General features: G+C 58.1%; 20 protein-coding genes. 17 read left to right on the top strand and 3 right to left on the bottom strand.

Annotated features, from left to right (window positions below):
• The first annotated feature begins 52 nt into the window (after positions 1-52).
• The 6 genes from M2Q46_RS00215 (at position 53) to flhF (ending at position 8,029) form a co-directional block, all read left to right on the top strand.
• Positions 53-1,111, top strand: coding sequence for a chemotaxis response regulator protein-glutamate methylesterase (locus tag M2Q46_RS00215; RefSeq protein ID WP_021446831.1), 1,059 nt, complete (start codon positions 53-55; stop codon positions 1,109-1,111).
• A gap of 44 nt (positions 1,112-1,155) precedes the next feature.
• Entirely contained in the window at positions 1,156-1,545 is a 390-nt protein-coding gene (gene cheY / locus M2Q46_RS00220; protein WP_009458133.1) for a chemotaxis response regulator CheY, read from the top strand.
• A gap of 13 nt (positions 1,546-1,558) precedes the next feature.
• Positions 1,559-2,200, top strand: a complete 642-nt coding sequence (cheZ, locus tag M2Q46_RS00225) for a protein phosphatase CheZ (protein ID WP_021446830.1) — start codon at positions 1,559-1,561, stop codon at positions 2,198-2,200.
• A gap of 215 nt (positions 2,201-2,415) precedes the next feature.
• Positions 2,416-3,567 (top strand): flagellar biosynthesis protein FlhB, encoded by a 1,152-nt coding sequence (flhB, locus tag M2Q46_RS00230; protein WP_088452359.1) that lies wholly within the window; start codon positions 2,416-2,418, stop codon positions 3,565-3,567.
• Between the two features lie 5 nt (positions 3,568-3,572).
• Positions 3,573-5,684 (top strand): flagellar biosynthesis protein FlhA, encoded by a 2,112-nt coding sequence (gene flhA, locus M2Q46_RS00235; RefSeq protein WP_035269032.1) that lies wholly within the window; start codon positions 3,573-3,575, stop codon positions 5,682-5,684.
• On the top strand, positions 5,681-8,029 hold the full coding sequence (gene flhF / locus M2Q46_RS00240; RefSeq protein ID WP_035269033.1) for a flagellar biosynthesis protein FlhF: 2,349 nt from the start codon (positions 5,681-5,683) through the stop codon (positions 8,027-8,029). The genes flhA and flhF overlap by 4 nt, the downstream gene beginning before the upstream one ends.
• Positions 8,030-8,103: 74 nt before the next feature.
• On the opposite strand, the gene flgN is transcribed toward flhF, so the two are convergent.
• The 3 genes from flgN to flgA all read right to left on the bottom strand — a co-directional run bounded on the left by flgN (position 8,104) and on the right by flgA (position 9,649).
• On the bottom strand, positions 8,104-8,553 hold the full coding sequence (flgN, locus tag M2Q46_RS00245; RefSeq protein ID WP_060186847.1) for a flagellar export chaperone FlgN: 450 nt from the start codon (positions 8,551-8,553) through the stop codon (positions 8,104-8,106).
• Between the two features lie 16 nt (positions 8,554-8,569).
• Positions 8,570-8,860, bottom strand: coding sequence for a flagellar biosynthesis anti-sigma factor FlgM (flgM, locus tag M2Q46_RS00250; protein ID WP_035269036.1), 291 nt, complete (start codon positions 8,858-8,860; stop codon positions 8,570-8,572).
• 84 nt (positions 8,861-8,944) lie between these two features.
• A complete protein-coding gene (flgA, locus tag M2Q46_RS00255) occupies positions 8,945-9,649 on the bottom strand; it encodes a flagellar basal body P-ring formation chaperone FlgA (RefSeq protein ID WP_035269039.1) in 705 nt (234 codons plus the stop codon).
• A 175-nt stretch (positions 9,650-9,824) separates the two neighbouring features.
• Here flgA and flgB point away from each other — a divergent pair, with 175 nt between their 5' ends.
• The 11 genes from flgB (at position 9,825) to flgL (ending at position 20,306) form a co-directional block, all read left to right on the top strand.
• The gene (gene flgB, locus M2Q46_RS00260; RefSeq protein ID WP_009458122.1) at positions 9,825-10,241 is read left to right on the top strand and encodes a flagellar basal body rod protein FlgB; all 417 of its coding nucleotides are present in this window, start codon (positions 9,825-9,827) and stop codon (positions 10,239-10,241) included.
• A gap of 12 nt (positions 10,242-10,253) precedes the next feature.
• The gene (flgC, locus tag M2Q46_RS00265) at positions 10,254-10,658 is read left to right on the top strand and encodes a flagellar basal body rod protein FlgC (RefSeq protein WP_009458120.1); all 405 of its coding nucleotides are present in this window, start codon (positions 10,254-10,256) and stop codon (positions 10,656-10,658) included.
• Positions 10,659-10,680: 22 nt separating this feature from the next.
• Positions 10,681-11,373, top strand: a complete 693-nt coding sequence (locus M2Q46_RS00270; protein ID WP_035269042.1) for a flagellar hook capping FlgD N-terminal domain-containing protein — start codon at positions 10,681-10,683, stop codon at positions 11,371-11,373.
• 54 nt (positions 11,374-11,427) lie between these two features.
• Positions 11,428-12,816, top strand: a complete 1,389-nt coding sequence (locus M2Q46_RS00275) for a flagellar hook protein FlgE (RefSeq protein ID WP_060186850.1) — start codon at positions 11,428-11,430, stop codon at positions 12,814-12,816.
• An 8-nt stretch (positions 12,817-12,824) separates the two neighbouring features.
• Complete coding sequence (flgF, locus tag M2Q46_RS00280) at positions 12,825-13,574, top strand: flagellar basal-body rod protein FlgF (protein WP_035269047.1); 750 nt, start codon at positions 12,825-12,827, stop codon at positions 13,572-13,574.
• A gap of 44 nt (positions 13,575-13,618) precedes the next feature.
• Positions 13,619-14,404, top strand: coding sequence for a flagellar basal-body rod protein FlgG (gene flgG / locus M2Q46_RS00285; protein WP_021446824.1), 786 nt, complete (start codon positions 13,619-13,621; stop codon positions 14,402-14,404).
• Between the two features lie 19 nt (positions 14,405-14,423).
• Positions 14,424-15,110, top strand: coding sequence for a flagellar basal body L-ring protein FlgH (locus tag M2Q46_RS00290; RefSeq protein ID WP_009458110.1), 687 nt, complete (start codon positions 14,424-14,426; stop codon positions 15,108-15,110).
• Between the two features lie 26 nt (positions 15,111-15,136).
• Positions 15,137-16,267, top strand: coding sequence for a flagellar basal body P-ring protein FlgI (locus M2Q46_RS00295; protein WP_009458108.1), 1,131 nt, complete (start codon positions 15,137-15,139; stop codon positions 16,265-16,267).
• Complete coding sequence (gene flgJ / locus M2Q46_RS00300) at positions 16,267-17,232, top strand: flagellar assembly peptidoglycan hydrolase FlgJ (protein WP_254002861.1); 966 nt, start codon at positions 16,267-16,269, stop codon at positions 17,230-17,232. Before M2Q46_RS00295 ends, flgJ begins: the two co-directional genes overlap by 1 nt.
• A 105-nt stretch (positions 17,233-17,337) precedes the next feature.
• Positions 17,338-19,053: a flagellar hook-associated protein FlgK gene (gene flgK, locus M2Q46_RS00305; protein WP_009458104.1), complete on the top strand. Its 1,716-nt coding sequence runs from the start codon at positions 17,338-17,340 to the stop codon at positions 19,051-19,053.
• 35 nt (positions 19,054-19,088) lie between these two features.
• Positions 19,089-20,306: a flagellar hook-associated protein FlgL gene (gene flgL, locus M2Q46_RS00310; protein ID WP_083053885.1), complete on the top strand. Its 1,218-nt coding sequence runs from the start codon at positions 19,089-19,091 to the stop codon at positions 20,304-20,306.
• Positions 20,307-20,335: the final 29 nt, after the last annotated feature.

A 20,335-nucleotide genomic window follows, 5' to 3' on the forward strand; every position in this document is an offset into this window, starting at 1 on the left:
TTTCACCCCGCCCCAAGCTCTGTTGGCGTTTGAAATCGGGATTATGAGTAGCATGAAGAAAATTCGAGTTTTGTGTGTAGACGATTCCGCCCTGGTGCGCAGCCTGATGGTGGAAATTATCAACAGTCATGCGGATATGGAAGTGGTGGCCGTGGCCCCCGATCCGCTGGTGGCGCGCGAGCTGATCAAAGAACACAATCCGGATGTGCTGACGCTGGACGTCGAGATGCCGCGCATGGACGGGCTGGACTTTCTGGAGCGACTGATGCGCTTGCGTCCCATGCCCGTGGTGATGGTGTCCTCGCTGACCGAGCGCAATTCGGACGTGACCTTGCGTGCCCTGGAGCTGGGCGCGGTGGACTTTGTGACCAAGCCCAAGCTGGGCCTGCGTGATGGCTTGCTGGATTACTCGGATCTGATTGCCGACAAGATCCGCGCCGCTTCCATTGCGCGTCCACGTCGTGCGACCCCGGCCCCGGCAGGGTCGGCCCCGGCTCGTCGCCTGACGCACAACTTTTCGACCACTGAAAAACTGATCATGATCGGTGCATCCACTGGCGGCACCGAGGCCATTCGCCAGGTGCTGGAGCCTTTGCCGGCCAATTGTCCGGCCATCATGATTACCCAACATATGCCAGCCGGTTTCACGCGCTCGTTCGTGAACCGTCTGGATGGTCTGTGTTCCATGCAGGTGCACGAGGCCGAAGATGGTCAGCGCGTGTTGCCCGGCCATGTGTATCTGGCTCCCGGTGGCGTGGCGCACATGAAGCTGGCCCGCTCGGGTGCCAACTATGTGGTCAAGCTGGTGGACAGTGAACCTGTCAACCGCCACCGGCCCTCGGTTGATGTGCTGTTTCACTCTGCCGCCGAGCTGGCCGGACGCAATGCCGTGGGTGTCATTCTGACCGGCATGGGCAAGGACGGCGCGCAAGGTTTGCTGGCCATGAAACAGGCCGGTGCCATGACTTTTGCCCAGGACGAAGCCACCAGCGTGGTCTTTGGCATGCCGCGTGAAGCCCTGCAAATTGGCGCGGCGGACATCGCCTTGCCCCTGGGGCAGATCAGCGAACGAATTCTGGCCAGTGTGGGGGCCTTTGGGCACCGTGTATAAACGGTCCTGAACGCACTGGCATGCTACTCATTTGGAGAATGTAAATGGTACAAAAAAATATAAAAATTCTCGTCGTCGATGACTTTCCCACCATGCGCCGGATCATCAAGAACCTGCTCAAGGATCTGGGATACGAGAATGTAGACGAAGCAGAAGATGGTCAGATGGGCCTGGAAAAACTGCGCAACGGCAATTTCGAGTTTGTGGTCTCTGACTGGAATATGCCGAATCTGGATGGGCTGGAAATGCTCAAGCAGATTCGTGCCGATGCCAACCTGTCCTCTTTGCCTGTGCTGATGGTGACCGCCGAAGCCAAGAAAGAGAACATTATTGCCGCCGCCCAGGCGGGCGCCAATGGCTACGTCGTCAAACCCTTTACCGCCGCAACTCTGGAAGAGAAGCTGAACAAGATCTTCGAGAAAATGGCCGGTTAATACGGAGTACGTCATGGATCCACAGCAAACACCGAATCATCCCGACCCCCAAAGCGTACCGGTTGATCTGGTCTACCGCATCGCCAATCTGACCCGCCTGCTGCGGGAAAGCATGCGCGAACTGGGTCTGGATCAGGCCATTAAAGATGCCGCGCACGCGATTCCGGATGCCCGTGATCGTCTGCACTATGTGGCTCGCATGACTGAGCAGGCCGCCAACCGGGTACTGAACGCGGCCGAGCAGGTGCGTCCTTTGCAGGAGTCCTTGCAAGAGGACGCCCAGGCCCTGGATGCCGAATGGGAACAGTGGTTTGAACAGCCTCTGGACCAGGACCAGGCCCGCGAACTGGTCAAGCGTACCCGCGGCTTCTTGCGCGATGTGCCCGTCAAGGCCCAGCAGACGCAGGACAATCTGCTGGAAATCATCATGGCCCAGGACTTTCAGGATCTGACCGGGCAGGTGATCACGCGCATGCTGGGTGTGGTTGGCACCATCGAGACCGAACTGGTCCAGGTGCTGGTCGATAATGTCCCCACAGAAAAACGCGAAGAAACTCAAAGCCTTATCAACGGCCCAGTGGTCTCGCCGGTAGCCTCGGAAGTGGTCACCAGCCAGGACCAGGTGGACGACTTGCTGGCGAATCTGGGCTTTTGATCCTCGCCCAAATTCGATCATCGCGTTCGCTTCAGAAAGGCGCTGCACCTTGCAGCGCCTTTTTGCTTGTGGGGAACAGCCTGCTTTTATCGGGCTTTCTCCGCGCTATCAGAGCCGTGGTGCTCTTTTAGAATGACCCCGCGGCCTGCAGTGCGAACGCGACATTCGTGCTGGGCGCGTGATTCATTCTTTCAATTCCTGCGTCTTGGCAGTCCATGGCAGAAGACAGCGATCTCGAAAAAACAGAACCGGCCTCACCCCGGCGCCTGGAAAAGGCGCGGGAAGAAGGGCAGGTGGCGCGTTCCAGAGAGCTGACGACATTCCTGATGCTGCTGGCCGGGATTGGCGGAATCTGGGCCGGGGCCAGCTATTTGTACGAGACTTTTGGCGGCATTGTGCGTCGCAGCGTCTGGTTTGATCCGCGCGTAGCGCACGATCCCAGCGCCATGGTGGTGCAGGCGGCCGGTCTGGCAGGCGAAGCATTAAAAGGTCTGGCACCGCTGTTCCTGCTGCTGGTTGTGGTCGCGATCTTTGCCTCTATCGCCCTGGGCGGCATGAGCTTTAGCGGCAAGGCCTTGCAGCCCAAGTTCGAGCGCATGAATCCGGCCAAGGGCATCAAGCGCATGTTTTCCATGCAGACCGTGATCGAGCTGATCAAGACCCTGGCCAAAGCCGGTCTGGTGGGTTCGGTGGCGGTGTATGTGATCTGGACCGAGCGCGAGCAGATGACGGCCCTGATGTATGTGCATCCCACGGCGGCCATTGCCACGGGAATGACACTGATCATCAAGTGTTGTGCCCTGATCGCCGCCAGCTTGCTGGTGATTGTCTTGATTGATGCGCCCTGGCAGTTGTGGAGCTTTTACAAAAAGCTGCGCATGTCGCGCCAGGATGTGAAAGAAGAACATAAGGAAAGCGAGGGTGACCCGCATGTGAAAGGGCGCATTCGGCAGCAGCAACGGTCCATGGCCCGTTCGCGCATGATGTCCCAGGTGCCGGGGGCCGATGTGGTGGTTACCAACCCTACGCATTATGCGGTGGCCTTGAAGTATCAGGACGGCAAGGGCGGTGCCCCCCGTGTGGTTGCCAAAGGCACGGGGCTGATTGCTGCCAAGATTCGCGGGCTGGCCGCCGAGCACAAGGTGGCCATGCTGGAGGCGCCTGCGCTGGCACGGGCCTTGTACTTCAACGTGGAGCTGGAGCGCGAGATTCCTGTGGATTTGTACTCGGCCGTGGCCGAAGTGCTGGCCTGGGTTTATCAGCTTCGTAACTGGAACAAGGGGCAGGGCGAGCGCCCGATCATACCCACCCGATTGAAAGTGCCAACTGGCATGGATGAAGGGCCACTGCGTTCGCGCAAACACTAAAAGCAATGAACAATTTTTTTGCCTTACTGAAACAAAACGGTGGTCAACACGCCCGGCTTTTAGCCGGTCCGGTGCTGATCCTCATGGTCATGGCCATGATGATTCTGCCCTTGCCACCGTTTCTGCTGGACCTGCTGTTTACCTTTAACATCGCCCTGGCCGTCATGATTCTGCTGGTGGCCATGTTCACCAAAAAGCCGCTGGACTTTGCTGCTTTCCCGGCAGTGCTGCTGTTTGCCACCTTGTTGCGCCTGGCTTTGAATGTGGCCTCGACGCGAGTGGTACTGATGAACGGCCACAAAGGCCCGGATGCTGCCGGTCAGGTGATTGAGGCTTTTGGCCACTTTCTGGTGGGCGGTAACTTTGCCGTTGGTCTGATCGTGTTCGTGATTCTGGTCATCATCAACTTTGTGGTGATTACCAAGGGTGCTGGCCGTATTGCGGAAGTGGGGGCACGCTTTACCCTGGACGCCTTGCCGGGCAAGCAGATGGCCATTGATGCCGACTTGAACGCTGGCCTGATTGGCGAAGACGATGCCCGTCGTCGCCGTACCGAGGTTTCGCAGGAAGCCGAGTTTTACGGCTCCATGGACGGTGCCAGCAAGTTTGTGCGCGGGGACGCGGTGGCGGGCTTGCTGATCATGGTCATCAACGTGATTGGCGGTCTGATTATTGGTGTCCTGCAGCATGACTTGTCTTTTTCGGAAGCCGGTCGCGTTTACACCTTGCTGACCATTGGTGACGGCCTGGTCGCCCAGATTCCAGCCCTGATCATTTCTACTGCCGCCGGTGTGGTGGTGTCGCGAGTGGCGACGGATGAAGACGTGGGCCAGCAAATGGTCAGCCAGCTTTTCCGCAATCCCATGGTGCTGTACATCACCGCCGGTATTCTGGGTTTGATGGGTTTGATTCCCGGCATGCCCAATCTGGTGTTCCTGCTGCTGGCCGCGATATTGGGTGCTGGAGCCTGGATGATGCAAAAGCATCAGCTCGAACAGCAGCAGCAAGCCAGCGAACCCAATGATGAAGTCCTGGCCGCAGCCGATTCTGCCGCCAGTGAAGCCAGTTGGAATGATGTGTCCATGGTGGACCCGCTGGGTCTGGAAGTGGGTTATCGCCTGATCTCTTTGGTGGACCATGCGCAAAACGGCGAGCTGCTGCATCGTATCCGCAGCTTGCGTAAAAAGTTCGCACAGGAAGTGGGCTTTTTGCCGCCTGTGGTTCATATTCGGGACAATCTGGAGCTCAAGCCCAACGACTATCGCATCCTGTTGGCCGGGGTGGAAATTGGCCGGGGTACCGCCACGCCAGGGCAGTGGCTGGCCATTGATCCCGGTGGCGTCACCATGAAGCTGCCCGGCACACCTACCACGGACCCGGCCTTTGGCCTGCCCGCCGTGTGGGTGGATGTCAGCATGCGCGAGCAGGCCCAGATCGCGGGCTACACCGTGGTGGATGCCAGCACGGTGATTGCCACGCATATCAACCACTTGCTGCATCGCCACGGGGCCGATTTGCTGGGCCGTCAGGAAGTGCAGCAATTGCTGGATCACGTGGGCCGCGAAGCGCCCAAGCTGGTCGAAGATTTTGTACCGCAAACCTTGTCCCTCAGCCTCTTGCTCAAGGTCTTGCGTGGTCTGTTGGCTGAAGATGTGCCGATTCGCGATATGCGTAGCATTGTGGAAACGCTGGCTGAACACGCACCGCGCATTCTGGCTCCCGGCGCGGTTCAGCCCGGCCAGGAGGCTGGCGAATTGCTTGCGGTTCTGCGCGTGGCCTTGGGACGCGCTATTGTGCAGCAGTGGTTCCCTGGCGAGGGCGAATTGCGTGTGATTGGTCTGGATGCCCGTCTGGAGCGGGTCATGACGCAGGCGCTGACCAGCAGTGGTGCGCTGGAACCAGGTCTGGCCGAGTCGGTACTGACTGATGCCATGCGTGCGGCCCAGTTCCAGGAGGAACATGGGGATCCGCCCGTGCTGGTTGTGCCGCCTGTTTTGCGGGCCACCTTGTCGCGTTTCTTGCGTCACCACATCCCACAACTGGGTGTCTTGTCCAACGCTGAAATTCCTGAAGAACGCATCCTTCGGGTCACCACCATTATTGGTCAGTCTGAATGAATATAAGTCGCTTTTTTGGTAGTACCAGCCGGGAGGCCATGCGTCAGGTGCGCATCGCTTTGGGCCCCGATGCCTTGATTGTGTCCAACCGTCGCGTGAATGGCGGGGTGGAGATTCTCGCTACCGATTCCAGCTCCGTTCCCGGTGGTGCCACTGAACGTGCACCCATGCCCAGCAGCACACCGCATCAGGCCGCTGGCATACGTCAGCAGGAGATGGCCCCGCCACCGGCCGCCGACAATGTGATGGGTGCGATTGGGGCATTGCGTGGTGCCCTGGAAGGCCGCATGGACGATCTGGTCTGGAGTCACCAGATGCGGCGCTCGCCTGTAGCGGTAAATCTGTTTCAGAGTCTTTTATCGCAAGGCTTCAGTACTGCCTTGTTGCGTGCCATGCTCAAGCGCTTGCCCGAAGAACTGGGCGCGCGGGCGGCCTTGCAATGGGTGCGGACCGAGCTGGAAACCCATTTGCCGGTACTGCGTTCCGAGGACTCCTTGTGGCAGCCCGGCTTGGCCTTGGCTCTGGTGGGCCCCACGGGTGTGGGCAAGACCACCACGCTGGCCAAACTGGCTGCGCGTGCTGTGCGCCGTTTTGGTCCCGATAAGGTCGTTTTGCTGACGACTGACACCTATCGGATCGGTGCGCACGAGCAACTGAAAATTTATGGCGATCTGATGCGGGTAGCCGTGCATATTGTTCAGGACGTGGCGCAACTGCGTAGCGTGATGCTGGGGGTGCGGCCCGATCAGGTGATCCTGATCGACAATATGGGCATCAGCCAGCGCGACCGTTATGTGCGAGAACAAGCTGCATTGCTGGCCAGTGCCGGACGCCGGGTGCAACGCTTGCTGGTCCTGAACGCTGCCAGCCAGGGCGATACCTTGGATGAGGTCGCCCGCAGCTACACGCAAGATGGTGGCACACCGCTAAGCGGTTGCATCATCTCCAAAGTGGACGAGGCGATCAAGCTGGGTGGGCCGCTGGATACGGCCATTCGCTTCAAGCTGCCTATTCATTACGTGTCCAACGGCCAGAAAGTGCCCGAGGATTTGCGTTTCATGAGTGCCGCCGAACTGGTCGACTCTGCCTTGCAGGTGCGCGAGAACCAGCGCCCCTTGTACGCGCCCAGTTCCGGTGATCTGGCTGCCTTGCTGGAAAGCGGTGGCCAGTCCGCCCAGGAGCAACAGGCTGAAGAAGAACGCCGTGCGCGTGTCTTGCCGCGTTTGTTGTCGGCTGCCTCTGCGGGTGGCCCTATCGCCCTGGAGCAGGCCCGTCGTGCAGCCGCCGACCTGGACGAGCGTCTGGCCTGCGCGGAAGCCTACGATTTCTGGCGCGATCTGCATGCCCACAATGCCCCTGTTCAGGATGGGGCGGCGGCACAGCGTGCCGAAGGCCTGATGCGTGCCGCGTGTCAGGAAGTCAGTGAGGGCAATGTGTCCCGCTTGCTGGTGATCCATGCCGATCATCAGCTTGCCGGTAGCCAGGAGCAATGCTCGTTCAGTTTCCTGTTCAGTCCCAAGGGGCAGGCCTTGAGCGTGCCGTATTATCAACGCCAAACGCCCTCCCAATGGTCGGATGTACGGGGCGTGCGCAGCATGGAACGGCCGGGCCCGACACAGGCACTGAACCAGGCCATGCAGGTCTTGAATGCCCAGGCCCAACCGGTAAACTTGCTGCATATTTTTGAAGGTGGTTCGCCCACCATGTGGCGTCAATGGGCTGATATGGAAGCCGACTGGCTGGCCCTGATTCCGGGTGCGACCTCCTTGTGGCACAAGGACGGCAAGACCACGCCTAATGCCCTTGGCAAACAGCTGGCCTTCCACGCGATTCCCGATCTGGCAGCACGCTTGCATCTGGAAACGTTGGGCCGCGCCAAGCAGGGTGAAATCGCCCTGTGGTACGCCGTCGAGCCGGTGCAGTTGCGACAACGCAATGCCGAGCCTGTGCATCTGGACCTGATCATTCTGCGCACCGTGCGTCGTCACGACGGCAAAGTGTTGAAAACCCGTTTTGCCTTGATGCACCAACGCGCAGGCTCCGAGGCCATCGCCCCGGCCAGTCTGGCCTGCTACATGATGCTGCGTAGCGAAGTGCAGGAAATGGCGCGCTTGCTAAGCACTGTGCGTGGCATTTTGCCTACCAGCAATTCCGAGTTTGAAGAAGAACTCAACTTGCTGGCCGCCGCCCAATTGACGCTGGCCGCCTGGGATTTGCTGCAGGCACCGGACAATCTGGGTGTGCGACAACTCAGCGCACGCTTGCTGGGCAAACCGGGGCTGAAGTCCAGCCACGCGGTTGATGCGCTGGTGAAGATGCTGGTGTTGAAGGAAGCGATGAGCTAAATCCAGCAAGATTGAAAAAGCCCGCCGTGTGGCAGGCTTTTTTATGTCTGTCAGAGCGCAGCTTTGGCTTGGCCCTAAACCTTCAAGCTCAAGGACGACTGCGTATTCTGCGTTTTGCCGGACGCGTCGTAAAAGGTATTGCGTCCCGTGAAGGCTTCCAGGGCATCCAGGTTTTGCTGGGTGTCGACCAAAAAGGTATCCACCAGAATGCGGTTGTTGTCGCTGGCGTTGCGTACTTTCTCGCTCAGTTCGATCAGTTGGTCCAGCTCGTGTTCCAGTTCGTCTTCTTCGGCGGCATAGCGCAGGCCCTGGATGTTGTTTTCCAGCTCGCGCTCTTGCAGGAGCTGGGCGCGAGCCTGGTCCTGTTGCTCGATACGTTCAACCAGCTGATATTTGCGCAGGGTGATCTGGGCCAGTTCTTGTGGCTCGAAGCTGCGCAGCAGCAGGGTGTTTTCTTCTGCCAGTAGCTGCTCGAAGTCCAGCAGGGTTTGGCGTTGATCGGCAAGACAGGTTTGCAAAGACATGGCCGTTTCAGGTGAGTTACTTGAGAAGATCGCGCACAGAGGCAATCAGGGAGTCGGCGATCCGACTGGTGTCAATTTTGAGCTCGCCGGCTGCAATGGCCTCGCGCAAGGCCTCGACTTTTTTCATGTCGACATCGGCACTGCTGTCTTGCAGGGAATTGAGCTGGCGGGCTGCAGCGCTGAAGTCCACTTCGTTGGTGCTGCTGCTGTTGTTGTACGCGTGGCGCGCACGAGGGGATGCCGTGCTGCGTTCTGCGGCAGACGTTTCAGCAAGGGGTGTCTTGAGGGGGGAGGGGCTGATCTTCACGTGTTTCTCCGTGCGGCCTGTTCTTTGCGTTGATCTTGTAACGGCGCTCTGGACGCAAACTTTAGCATGCTCATCCGATTTAGTTTAGAGAACGACCTGAACCGTGGATGCATCCAGTACCGTGGCGGAAATCACTTGCCCCGAACTGGCCTTGATCTGAATCTGGGTGCCTGGTGAGCCGCTTTGCAGGGCCTGGCCCTCGCCGGTCGCTACAAAACCCATACCGCGCGCAATGGTGCGCACCATCTGGCCGCGTGTTACCGACTGCGGGTCGCGCAGAGCCGAAGCCCGTATCGCATTGCCCAAAGGAATACGCTGGCTGGCGACATACCCGATGATCTGGTTGGGATCAATGACCACGCCATTGGCCAGAGCCAGCAAATCCCCCTCGCGCTCGAGCAGATCGTCCTGATGAATGGTCTCGCCCGGATTGATGCGGCGGTTGGTGACGTAATAGTGTCCCTGAATAGACAAGGTGGCGCTGATGGAGGTGCTCCAGCTTTGTGGGCTCAGGCAGCGCACGCCAACACTCATGCGCGATCGCAGGCGTTGACCGCTGGGCAGAAATATCTGGTTCTGGGTGCAGGCAGGCATGGCGTTCAGACGCGCGCTATCCAGGGTGATGGTGGCGATACCGGGATACATCTGCGCCAGCTTGAGCAGATAGTCCTGCGCCTGGTCCTGCATGGCTTGCACGCTCAGCGCCTGAACGCTCTCTTGAGCGCGCACGTTCGCTGTTGCACCCAGGGCGAACAGGCATACGCAGATCAGGAGTCTATATAAGGTCATGACTGAATTTTACGGACTCAGTCGCCAGGTCAAGAGCTGAACTGGCCGATAAATTGCGTTTTGTTCCCTGATTTGTGAAGCAGTGCCTCTGGCTACCATTCTGTTATGGCGGTGAAAAGGCGTGCGCGCGTTCACCTGGATCTCAAACTTGAACACAGAATATTGGCTTGACTCCATGATTGATCGCATCGGTGAGCACCTGAAGTTTTACCAGACGGCCCTGGCTGTGCGCCAGGAGCGCCAGGAGGTGCTGGCCTCCAATATTGCCAATGCCGACACGCCTAACTACAAGGCCAGGGATATGGACTTTACGGCCACCTTGAAGGCCGCTTTAGGGGGGCAGGGCCAGATGGCTTTGCCCAATACCAGTTTGTCCTTGACCTCGGCCCGTCATATTCCCGCCCAGGCAACCCGTCCGCCCAGCACGGACGAGTTGCTCTATCGCGTTCCTGTACAACCTTCTCTGGACGGCAACACGGTCGAGATGGATGTGGAGCGCATGCAATTTGCCGATAACACCTTGCACTATCAAAGCACGATCAACCTGGCTTCCCAGCGCTTGAAAGGCTTGATGGCGGCCTTGCAACAGTAATAGCGAGTCTTCATGTCCAGTTTCAGTATTTTCCAGATTGCCGGTTCTGCTCTGACGGCACAATCGCAGCGCTTGAACGTGTCGGCCAGCAACCTGGCTAACGCCGATAGCGTGGTTGGACCCGATGGCCAGCCCTACAAGGCCCGCCAAGTGGTGTTTCAAATGACTCCTCAGGGCAACAGCCCCGTGGGTGGCGTGCAAGTGGTGGGCGTGCAGGAAAGTGATGCGCCCGGCCGTTTGCAATATGACCCCGGCAATCCCTACGCCGACGAACAAGGCTATGTGACTCTGCCCAATGTGGATGTGGTGGCCGAGACCGTCAATATGCTGGCTGCGTCGCGCTCCTATCAGGCCAATGTGGAAGTGGTGAACACCTCCAAGAATCTGATGTTGCGCACCTTGACCATTGGCCAGTAAGCCGGTTTACGGAAGATAGAACATGAGCACAGTCAATAATGATCGCACCGCCCTGGACCCCACTGCAGGGACCATGGCTGGTGTGGATGCCCGCAACAAAAGCGCCATGGCGGAAACGGAAGACCGCTTTCTGACCATGCTGATTACGCAGCTGCGTAATCAGGACCCGCTCAACCCCATGGATAACGCCCAGGTCACGACCCAGATGGCGCAAATGTCCACGGTGGCGGGGATTCAGCAATTGAATAACACCTTGCTGGCTGTGGCCGGGCAAATGGACGTCAGTCAGTCCATGCAGGCCGCCAATCTGATCGGCAAGCAAGTGCTGGTGCCGGGCTCGAAAGTGTCCCTGGGGACCAGCCAGGATGGCGAGAAAGTGGCCATGCCCTACGGCATTGATCTGGTCAGCGGAGCGACTTCGACCGTGGTTCAGATCAAGGATAGCAGCGGCAAAGTGGTTCGTGAATACGATCTGGGCGCCAAAGACGCGGGCGTGTACTCGTTGGAGTGGGACGGCCTGGATAACGATGGTTCACCGCTGGCCGACGGTTCGTACACCGTCAGTGTCTTGGCCAGTAATGACGGCACGGCCGTCACAGCCAGCCCATTGACGCATGGCAAGGTCGATAGCGTGGCTTACACCTCCAGCGGTTTGATGCTGGACCTTGGCCTGGCGGGTTCGTTCTCCCTGCTGGATATACGCAAAATCATGTAAGCGCCGCTTGCCCCAACAGCGGGCTGGGCCAACACGACATTAAAAGGAAAGTTCATGAGCTTCGGACAAGGATTGAGTGGCTTGAACGCCGCCTCCCAAAACCTGGATTCTATTGGTAATAACATCGCCAACTCGGGCACGGTGGGCTACAAGGCCTCGACCGTGCAGTTTGCGGACGTGTATGCCAACTCGCGCATCGGTCTGGGTGTGCAGGTATCGCGGGTCAGCCAGCGTTTCTCGGTAGGTAACGTCAGCAACTCGGGTAACCAGTTCGACATGGCGATTGACGGTGCAAACGGTTTGTTCCGCCTGGAGCAAAGTAACGGCGCTGTCCTGTTCTCGCGCAATGGCCAGTTCTATCCGGACAAGGCGGGCTATCTGGTTAACGCCCAAGGTCATTACCTGACCGGTTACGGCCCAGGTGGTAGCCAGCTGGAGCGCTTGCAAGTGCCTTCGGCCAACGTGCCTCCCAAAGCCACGACAGCCCTGGATTTCAAGCCCAACCTGCCCGGCGGTGCCGAAGCAATTCCAACGACCAAAACACAGCAAAAAGTGGATGCCAACGGTGATCTGGTATTCAAGCCCAAACTGGATGCCAACGGTAATCCTGAAATGACTCCCAAGCTGGACGGTAATGGTGATCCCGTTCTGGATGGCAGCGGTAACCCCGTCATGGAGCCCGTGATGGAACCAGACATGGAAACCGTTGCGGTCAATGTGTTTGATCCCAAAGACCCCACCACTTACAGCAACGCATTCAGCTACTCCGTCTACGATTCGCTGGGTAACAGCCACGAGGTTTCCCAATACTTCGTCAAGCGCCCCGCCAATGCGGCCGGTGAGAGTGTGTGGGACGTGTATTACATGGAAGGCAGCACGCCCTTGTCGCCTGCCAGCGCGACCCTGACCTTTAACGGTTCAGGCGTGATGACCAGCCCCAATCCGGCTACCGTCAATCTGACACTGGCCAATCCCGGTGGCAATGCGTCGCCAGCGGATGATCTGGTGTTTGATGTGCGTTACACCGGCACCACCCAGTTCGGTGGCGAGTTTGCCAAGGGCAAGCCTTACCAGGATGGTTACGCCACGGGTGAGTACGCTGGCATGAGCATCGACAAGGACGGCACCATGGTGGCTTCCTACACCAACGGTGTAACGCAGCGTCTGGGTTCCCTTGTTCTGGCTGATTTCAGCAACCTGCAAGGTCTGAGCCCTGTAGGTGGTAATGCCTGGGCTGAAACCGGCGCATCGGGCCAGCCTATCCTGGGTCGCCCCGGCGAGAACGGCTTGGCCACGATCAAGGGTCAGGCGGTGGAAGATTCCAACGTGGATATGGGTCAGGAACTGGTCAATATGATTATTGCCCAGCGTACCTACCAGGCGAATGCCCAGACCATCAAGACGCAGGATCAGGTTCTGCAAACCCTGGTCAACCTGCGTTAAGAGCTGTCATGGATCGCCTGATTTACACCGCCATGAATGGCGCCCAGCGCACGCTGGAGCAACAAGACGTCATTACCAACAACCTGGCCAACGTGAACACGTCCGGTTTTCGCCAGCAGTTGGCGTATTACCGTTCCGTGCCCGTCACAAGCGATGTGGGTTCGCAAACCCGCGTAGGCACGGCCACAGTGACGCCTGGCAGCCGTTTTCAACCTGGCGCCATGGCCGAGACCGGCAATGCGCTGGATGTGGCCATTGCGGGCGAGGGCTGGTTTGCCGTCCGTGCGCTGGATGGTCAGGAAGCCTATACGCGGGCAGGCGATCTGGTGGTCAATGCCCAGAACCAGCTGGTGACACAAGGTGGCTTGCCCGTGCTCAGCGCCGATGGGCAGGTCATTGAAATCCCGGATCGCGGATCGATCACGTTCTCCAGCGACGGTCAGTTGACCGCGCTGGGTGCGGGTGACAACCCACGCGATATCCAGGTGATGGGGCAATTGAAGATGGTCAATCCCCCTTCTGCTGATTTGTTGCGGGGGCAGGATGGTTTGTTTCGCATGAGCAATGGCGCGCCGGCCCCGGTTGATCCGTCGGTACGCATGGTTTCGGGCTTTATCGAGAAAAGCAATGTGAACCCGGCTGAAGCGATGGTGGCCATGATTGCCAATGCGCGCCGCTTTGAAACCCAGATGAAGGTCATCCAGGACGCCAGCGCACGCGAAGATCGGGCCAACTCCCTACTTTCTTTTAATGGCTAAGCCGCGCTGATTGCGCAGGCGCTAGCTGCAAGGATTACACACACATGATTCGCTCTCTGTGGATTGCCAAGACCGGTCTGGAAGCCCAGCAGACCAATATGGACGTTATCTCCAATAACTTGGCCAACGTGAATACCACCGGCTTCAAACGTACCCGCGCGGTGTTTGAAGACCTGATGTACCAAACCATCCGTCAGCCCGGCGCTCAAGTCGGTGCCGCCAACCAGCTGCCTACCGGCTTGCAGGTTGGTACCGGTGTGCGCACCGTGGCGACCGAGCGTATCCATACCCAAGGTGACATGAAGCACACGGGCCACAATATGGATATCGCCATTCAGGGCAGCGGTTTCCTGCAAGTGGAAATGCCGGACGGCACGTTTGCCTACACGCGCGACGGTAGCTTGCAGCGTGACCAGAATGGTCAGCTGGTGACTGCTGGCGGTTACCCCATTCAGCCCCCCATCAATATTCCCGACAACGCGCTGGAACTGACGATTGGCCGTGATGGCACCGTGTCGGTGACTCAGCCTGGTGCAGCCGGTACCAGTGTGGAAGTGGGCCAGTTGCAACTGAGCACCTTCGTGAATCCGGCCGGCCTGCAAAGCATGGGCGAGAACCTGTACATCGAAACCGATGCCTCGGGTGCCGCCAACTTTCTGCAACCCGGTATGGACGGTGCAGGTCTGGTCATGCACAAGTACAACGAAACCTCCAACGTCAATGTGGCCGAAGAACTGGTCAATATGATCAGCACCCAGCGCGCCTACGAAATTAACAGTAAGGCCGTTTCCACGGCTGACCAGATGCTGGCTCGCCTGACACAGCTGTAAATCTAAAGAGATCGTGACAATGTTCCAAGCTCTGATGAGCCGTCTTGCCTTGTGTGCGCTTGTAGCCCTGTCCGGTTGTGCGCTGGTGCCCCCTGAAGATGTGGTAACCGGCCCCCTGACGGCCGCCCCGCCACCGGCGGTGCCTGCCGCCGTGGTGGCCAATGGCTCTATCTACCAGCCCTCGGCTTACGGTAACTATCCGCTGTTTGAAGACAGACGACCACGTAATGTGGGCGACATTGTCACGATCATGATCCAGGAGCGGACCAACGCGGCCAAGAATGTCTCGACCAATACGGATCGGACCGGAAGCGGTGGTCTGGACTTTACCGGCGTTCCAGCTTTCCTGCCTAACGAAGTGGGTAGCAAGCAGAACTTTGAAGTCAGTGGCTCGAACAAGGCTCAGGGCAAGGGTTCCAGCCGTGCCGACAATACTTTTAGCGGCACCTTGACGACCACCGTGGTCGGCGTTTTGCCTAACGGCAATTTGCAGGTGGCCGGTGAGAAGCAGATCGCCATTAACCGTGGCAGCGAGCACATCCGCTTTTCTGGTGTGGTGGACCCACGCTCCATTACTGGCAGCAATACGGTGTCTTCCACCCAGGTGGCTGATGCCCGTATCGAGTTTCGTAGCAAAGGGGTTATGGACGAAGTCCAGACCATGGGTTGGCTACAGCGTTTTTTCCTGAATATTTCTCCGTTCTGAGCCTTTTGCTTGCTATGGCGTTTTCCATGAGTCGTACTCGTTTTTCTTCTTGTCGCCATGTGCTGCAAGCCGCCATGTTGGCGGCGGGCCTGTTGCTGGCTCCGGTCAGCCAGGCCGAGCGTATCAAGGATCTGGCATCCATTCAGGGCGTGCGAGACAACCCGCTGATCGGCTACGGTCTGGTCGTGGGTCTGGATGGCAGCGGTGACCAGGTGCGTCAGGCTCCCTTCACTCAGCAAAGCTTGACCAATATGCTGTCCCAGTTGGGGGTGACCATTCCCCAGGGCAGCAATATGCAGCTCAAGAACGTGGCGGCTGTCATGGTGACGGCCCGTCTGCCCGCCTTTGCCCGTCCTGGTCAGGCCGTGGATGTGGTCGTGTCCTCCATGGGTAATGCCAAGAGTTTGCGTGGCGGGACCTTGTTGATGACGCCCTTGAAAGGTGCGAACGGTCAGGTCTATGCCATTGCCCAAGGCAACTTGCTGGTGGGTGGGGCAGGGGCCGAAGCAGGTGGTTCCAGCGTACAGGTCAACCAGCTCAATGGCGGCACCATTCCAGGCGGCGCAACGGTCGAGCAAAGCGTACCCACGACTTACGCTCGGGATGGCGTGATCAATCTGGAAATGAATTCCTCGGATTTCGGTACAGCCCAGAACGTGGTGGCGGCCTTGAACAAGCAGTTCGGCCCATCCACCGCAACAGCGCTGGATGGTCGCTTGATTCAGGTGCGCGGTCCCTTGGACCCCCAGGCTCAAACCGCCTTTATTTCGCATGTTGAAAACCTGCAAGTGAATCTGCCACCGGCACGTGCTCGCGTGGTGATCAATGCTCGTACCGGCTCGGTGGTCATGAACCGCACGGTCACGATTGATGAAGCCGCCATTGCCTACGGCAATCTGTCCGTGGTCATCAGCCGTCAACCGCAGGTCAGCCAGCCGGATACTCCTTTTGGTGGTGGTCAGACCGTAGTGGCTGACAGCACCCAGATTGAAATGCGCAGTGATAGCGGCTCCCTGCAACGCGTAAAGACCAGTGCCAACCTGGCCGATGTGGTGCGCGCTTTGAACGCTTTGGGTGCCACCCCTCAAGACTTGTTGTCCATCTTGCAGAACCTGAAAAGCGCGGGCGCTTTGCGGGCCGATTTGGAGATCATCTAATGACGGTGCAGTACTTCCCACGTCCGGGCACGGGAACGCAGGTTTCGATGTTTGACCCCCAGCAACTGGCTCAACTGCGTCGGCAAGCCGGGCAGGACGGTCAGAATCAGGCCACTCAGCTGCAAGTGGCGCGTCAGTTCGAGTCCCTGTTCATTCAAAATATTTTGAAGCAGGCACGGGCTGCCAATCCCGAAGGCGGCCTGTTTGATACGCAGTCGGTGCGCATGGCGCAAAGTCTGGGTGATGAGCAACTGGCCATGCAGTTGGCTGACCCCGGCATTGGTTTGGCCAAAGCCTTGCAGGCCCAGATGAGCGGGCAGAACAGCGAGCCATTTGGTGTCGCGTCCCATGATCCGGAAGCGGCCCCTTCGCGTCGGGCGGATTTGCGTTCGCGCATGCCTAATGACCGTTCCATTGATGCAGCATCGATTGCCGAGCTGATCGACAAGCTCAGCAATAACAGTACGGTGCAGCGTGTGTACTCGTCGATTCAGGGCGCGCCCAATCATATTCGCCAGTTTGTGGACCGCATGAACACGGCGGCCAAAGTGGCTGCCGAGGACAGTGGCGTTCCGGCCCAACTGATCTTGAGCCAGGCAGCGCTGGAGTCGGGCTGGGGCAAGCGTGAAATCATGCACGCAGATGGCTCCACCAGCCATAACCTGTTTGGTATCAAGGCTACGCCGTCCTGGAAGGGCAAAACGGTGGACGTCATGACGACGGAGTATCAGAACGGCGTGGCGCGCAAAATGACGCAGACCTTCCGTGCGTATGACTCCTATGCCGAGTCGTTTGCGGACTACGCGCGCCTGATCGGTAATAACAAACGCTATGAAAGCGTAAAACAAGCGGCTTCGCCTCAAGAAGCGGCGCAACGCATTCAGGAAGCGGGCTACGCCACCGACCCCTCCTACGCCAAAAAGCTGATCTCCATCATGGCCTACTTTGATGGCGGCAAGTCTTAATTATTGATACAGGTCTAAATATTGCACCAAGGTGGTCGTTAAAAAGCAGCATGTTCATTTTTCGCCTTGGACACTACGGGCCGGGCAGGACAGAAAGGATTTGATATGAATCTCGCCAACCTTGGTATTACCGGCTTGTTTGCCGCTCAAAAGCGCATGCAGGTGACGGGCCACAATATTAATAATATCGATACCGCTGGCTATAACCGCCAATCGGTCCTGGTTGAGACGGCTGGCTCGGTAGGAAGCGGCAATGGCTATTACGGCCGTGGCGTGCAGGTGGTTACCGTTCAGCGCTCCTACGACAACTTTCTGTATCAGCAGTTGGTGCGCTCGCAAACTACCGGTGCGGCTCTGGTTAGCTACGGTACGGAAATTGCCCAGCTGGACAATCTGTTCTCGGACCGCACGGTCGGCGTCAGCCCCGCCTTGCAAAACTTTTTCAATGGTCTGGAAGCCGTGGCATCGCAACCTGCGGATCCTTCGGCTCGCCAGGAACTGCTGGGCCGTGCAGAAAGCCTGGCTACCCAGATTCGTGACGCGACATCCTACATGAACCGCGTCAACGAGAACATCAATACCCAGGTCGGTACCACCGTTACCCAGATCAACAGCTATCTGGAACGGATTGATAACGTCAACAAACAGATCGTTGCTGCCAAAGGCACCACGCCCGGTCACGAACCCAATGACTTGCTGGACCAGCGCGAGCAGCTGGTGTCCGAGCTGGGGCAACTGATTGATGTGCGTACCGTCGAGCAGGATGGACGGATGAGCATCACCACCGCTGGCGGCCAGATGCTGCTGGGTGGCGAAAGTATTTACCCCTTGCACGCCGTGCGTTCGGCTGAAAACCCTGAGCGTATGGTGGTCGGCTTTACCTCCGCACTGAATGTGGACGGCAAGATGGTGGTGTCCGAGTTCCGCGAGGGCACCATTAAAGGCGGCACCTTGGGGGGCTTGTTGCAGTTCCGTCAGGAAAGCCTGGAGCCGGCTATCAATGCGCTGGGGCGCTTGGCTGTGGGTCTGGCTCACACGGTGAACGATATTCACCGTCAAGGTGTGGACCTGAAGGGTGAGGCGGGCAAAGACATGTTCAGCGTCAGCGGCCCGAAAGTGATTGCCAATGGCAATAACCCGGTCAGCAGCGGTGTGCCTGGTGTGTCTTTCTACAAAGACCCTGTTGATCCGGCTGATCCCAGCAAGGGCTACACCCAGCCAGTAGACAAACTGACGGGCGACAACTACCGCATCGAGCGCGTGGATGGTCGTTTCCAGCTGCGTAACTTGAGCAGCAACGACGTTACCCCCTTGAACGGTCCGGACAAGAACGGTGGCATTACCCGGGTGGATGGTCTGGAAATTGATGTCTCCGGCTTGAAGACCCAATCTCAGGATGGCGACTCCTGGTTGCTGCAGCCCACCGTCAATGCAGGCAGCAGCTTGCAGGTGGAGATCAAGCGCCCACAGGATATTGCTGCAGCTGATAAAGACACCGGTTCGGCTAACGGTGCCATCGCCCAGAAACTGGCGGACTTGCGCAATAGCAAGGTGCTGGCCGACGGCTCCTTGAGCCTGAACGATTCTTTTGGTCAGATCGTGAACCGTATTGCGGTGCAAACGCAGCAAAACGGCACGGCGGCCAAAGCCCAGTTAAAGCTGATCGAGCAAAACTATGCCGCTCAGCAAACCTTGTCCGGCGTGAACAAGGACGAGGAATACATCATGCTCCAGCGTTATCAGGAGCAGTATCAGGCCGCTGCCCGTCTGATTGACGTCAGCTCCCAGATGTTTGACACCCTTTTAGGCCTGCGTAGTTGAGTACGGCTCTTTAGTCCTGAAATTGGAACCTTGCTATGCGTATCAGTTCTTCTCTTTTCTTTCAGACGGGCCTGACTTCGATCAACAAGCAGCAGTCCGATCTGATGCGGGTTTTTCAGCAAATGGGCTCGCAAAAGCGCATGATCACCCCATCGGATGATCCGCTGGCCTCGGCCCAGACCATTAATCTGGCCCAGTCCCAGGCCATGGACAAGCGTTACGGTGAAAACCGTGAAGTGGCCATGCGTGCCCTGGGGGAGGAAGAAAACCTGCTCAATGCCGTCAACCTGCAGTTGCAAGGCGTGCAGACCCGTCTGGTGGAAGCCTCTACCGGCACCATGTCCGACGCGGACCGCAGCACCTTGGCCACGGTGGTGGAAAGTGCGCTGGATACTCTGTTTGGCTTTGCCAATACCAAGGATGGTTCGGGGCAATACCTGTTCTCCGGTGCCAAGGGCACGACACAGGCCTTCGAGCGTACGGGCAATACCTTCAGCTACACGGGCGACACCAACAGCCGCAATATTCAGGTTGAGCAAACTCGTCAAATGGATTCGGCCGATCATGGCCGCACCATTTTCGAGCGCGCCAATCCCGGCTCGACCGCCTATTTCACCCAGGCCAATGCCAATACGGGCTCGGCTGTAGTCAGTGCGCCTAATGGCAACTCCTCGTTGGCCGGTGCTGAAGCCCATTACACCATCCGCTTTACTTCGGAAACCGAGTACGACATCGAAGTGAATGGCGCGGTTGTCAGCCAGGGCGTACTGGACGAAAACGAGCGTCAACGCATTAATTTGCCCGGTGGAGTCAGCGTCCAGATCGAAGGCAAGCCTGCCGTCGGTGACAGTTTCGAGGTCAGCTCGGTAGACAGCACCAGCTCGGCAGACATGAACATGTTCAACACCTTGCAATCGGTGGTTGAGGCCCTGCGTAAACCTGTCAGTGGCGATCCCGCTGGGCAGGCAGAGTTCCGCAACGCGATGAACTCGGCCATGCAACGTATCGGGGAAAACTTCGATAACGTGCAGACCGTGATTTCCTCGGTGGGTACGCGCATGAACGAGATTGATGCCTTGAGCGCCAACGGCGCGGCTCGTGCTTTGAACTACACCAATGAACTCTCGCGTCTGGAGGATCTGAATATTTTTCAGGCTTCCACCGATCTGGAGTTGCGCAAGGCTGCGCTGGAAATGTCGGCCATGGCGTTCCAGACGATTCAGAGCATGAGCTTGTTCAATATGAATCGCTAAGCCTGCGTTCCTTTTTTGGGTGGTTTTTC

This window comes from Alcaligenes sp. YSL9 (assembly GCF_030515105.1).
Taxonomy (GTDB): domain Bacteria; phylum Pseudomonadota; class Gammaproteobacteria; order Burkholderiales; family Burkholderiaceae_B; genus Alcaligenes; species Alcaligenes phenolicus.

What these genes read in the sequence shown, in the direction of transcription:
- flgB (WP_009458122.1), top strand. Translation starts at nt 9,825, where the DNA reads ATGATTGATCGCATCGGTGAGCACCTGAAGTTTTACCAGACGGCCCTG.
- M2Q46_RS00275 (WP_060186850.1), top strand. Translation starts at nt 11,428, where the DNA reads ATGAGCTTCGGACAAGGATTGAGTGGCTTGAACGCCGCCTCCCAAAAC.
- cheY (WP_009458133.1), top strand. Translation starts at nt 1,156, where the DNA reads ATGGTACAAAAAAATATAAAAATTCTCGTCGTCGATGACTTTCCCACC.
- flgN (WP_060186847.1), bottom strand. Translation starts at nt 8,553, where the DNA reads ATGTCTTTGCAAACCTGTCTTGCCGATCAACGCCAAACCCTGCTGGAC.
- flgL (WP_083053885.1), top strand. Translation starts at nt 19,089, where the DNA reads ATGCGTATCAGTTCTTCTCTTTTCTTTCAGACGGGCCTGACTTCGATC.
- M2Q46_RS00295 (WP_009458108.1), top strand. Translation starts at nt 15,137, where the DNA reads ATGAGTCGTACTCGTTTTTCTTCTTGTCGCCATGTGCTGCAAGCCGCC.
- M2Q46_RS00270 (WP_035269042.1), top strand. Translation starts at nt 10,681, where the DNA reads ATGAGCACAGTCAATAATGATCGCACCGCCCTGGACCCCACTGCAGGG.
- flgG (WP_021446824.1), top strand. Translation starts at nt 13,619, where the DNA reads ATGATTCGCTCTCTGTGGATTGCCAAGACCGGTCTGGAAGCCCAGCAG.
- M2Q46_RS00290 (WP_009458110.1), top strand. Translation starts at nt 14,424, where the DNA reads ATGTTCCAAGCTCTGATGAGCCGTCTTGCCTTGTGTGCGCTTGTAGCC.
- flgC (WP_009458120.1), top strand. Translation starts at nt 10,254, where the DNA reads ATGTCCAGTTTCAGTATTTTCCAGATTGCCGGTTCTGCTCTGACGGCA.
- flhF (WP_035269033.1), top strand. Translation starts at nt 5,681, where the DNA reads ATGAATATAAGTCGCTTTTTTGGTAGTACCAGCCGGGAGGCCATGCGT.
- flhA (WP_035269032.1), top strand. Translation starts at nt 3,573, where the DNA reads ATGAACAATTTTTTTGCCTTACTGAAACAAAACGGTGGTCAACACGCC.
- flhB (WP_088452359.1), top strand. Translation starts at nt 2,416, where the DNA reads ATGGCAGAAGACAGCGATCTCGAAAAAACAGAACCGGCCTCACCCCGG.
- flgK (WP_009458104.1), top strand. Translation starts at nt 17,338, where the DNA reads ATGAATCTCGCCAACCTTGGTATTACCGGCTTGTTTGCCGCTCAAAAG.
- cheZ (WP_021446830.1), top strand. Translation starts at nt 1,559, where the DNA reads ATGGATCCACAGCAAACACCGAATCATCCCGACCCCCAAAGCGTACCG.
- flgJ (WP_254002861.1), top strand. Translation starts at nt 16,267, where the DNA reads ATGACGGTGCAGTACTTCCCACGTCCGGGCACGGGAACGCAGGTTTCG.
- flgA (WP_035269039.1), bottom strand. Translation starts at nt 9,649, where the DNA reads ATGACCTTATATAGACTCCTGATCTGCGTATGCCTGTTCGCCCTGGGT.
- M2Q46_RS00215 (WP_021446831.1), top strand. Translation starts at nt 53, where the DNA reads ATGAAGAAAATTCGAGTTTTGTGTGTAGACGATTCCGCCCTGGTGCGC.
- flgF (WP_035269047.1), top strand. Translation starts at nt 12,825, where the DNA reads ATGGATCGCCTGATTTACACCGCCATGAATGGCGCCCAGCGCACGCTG.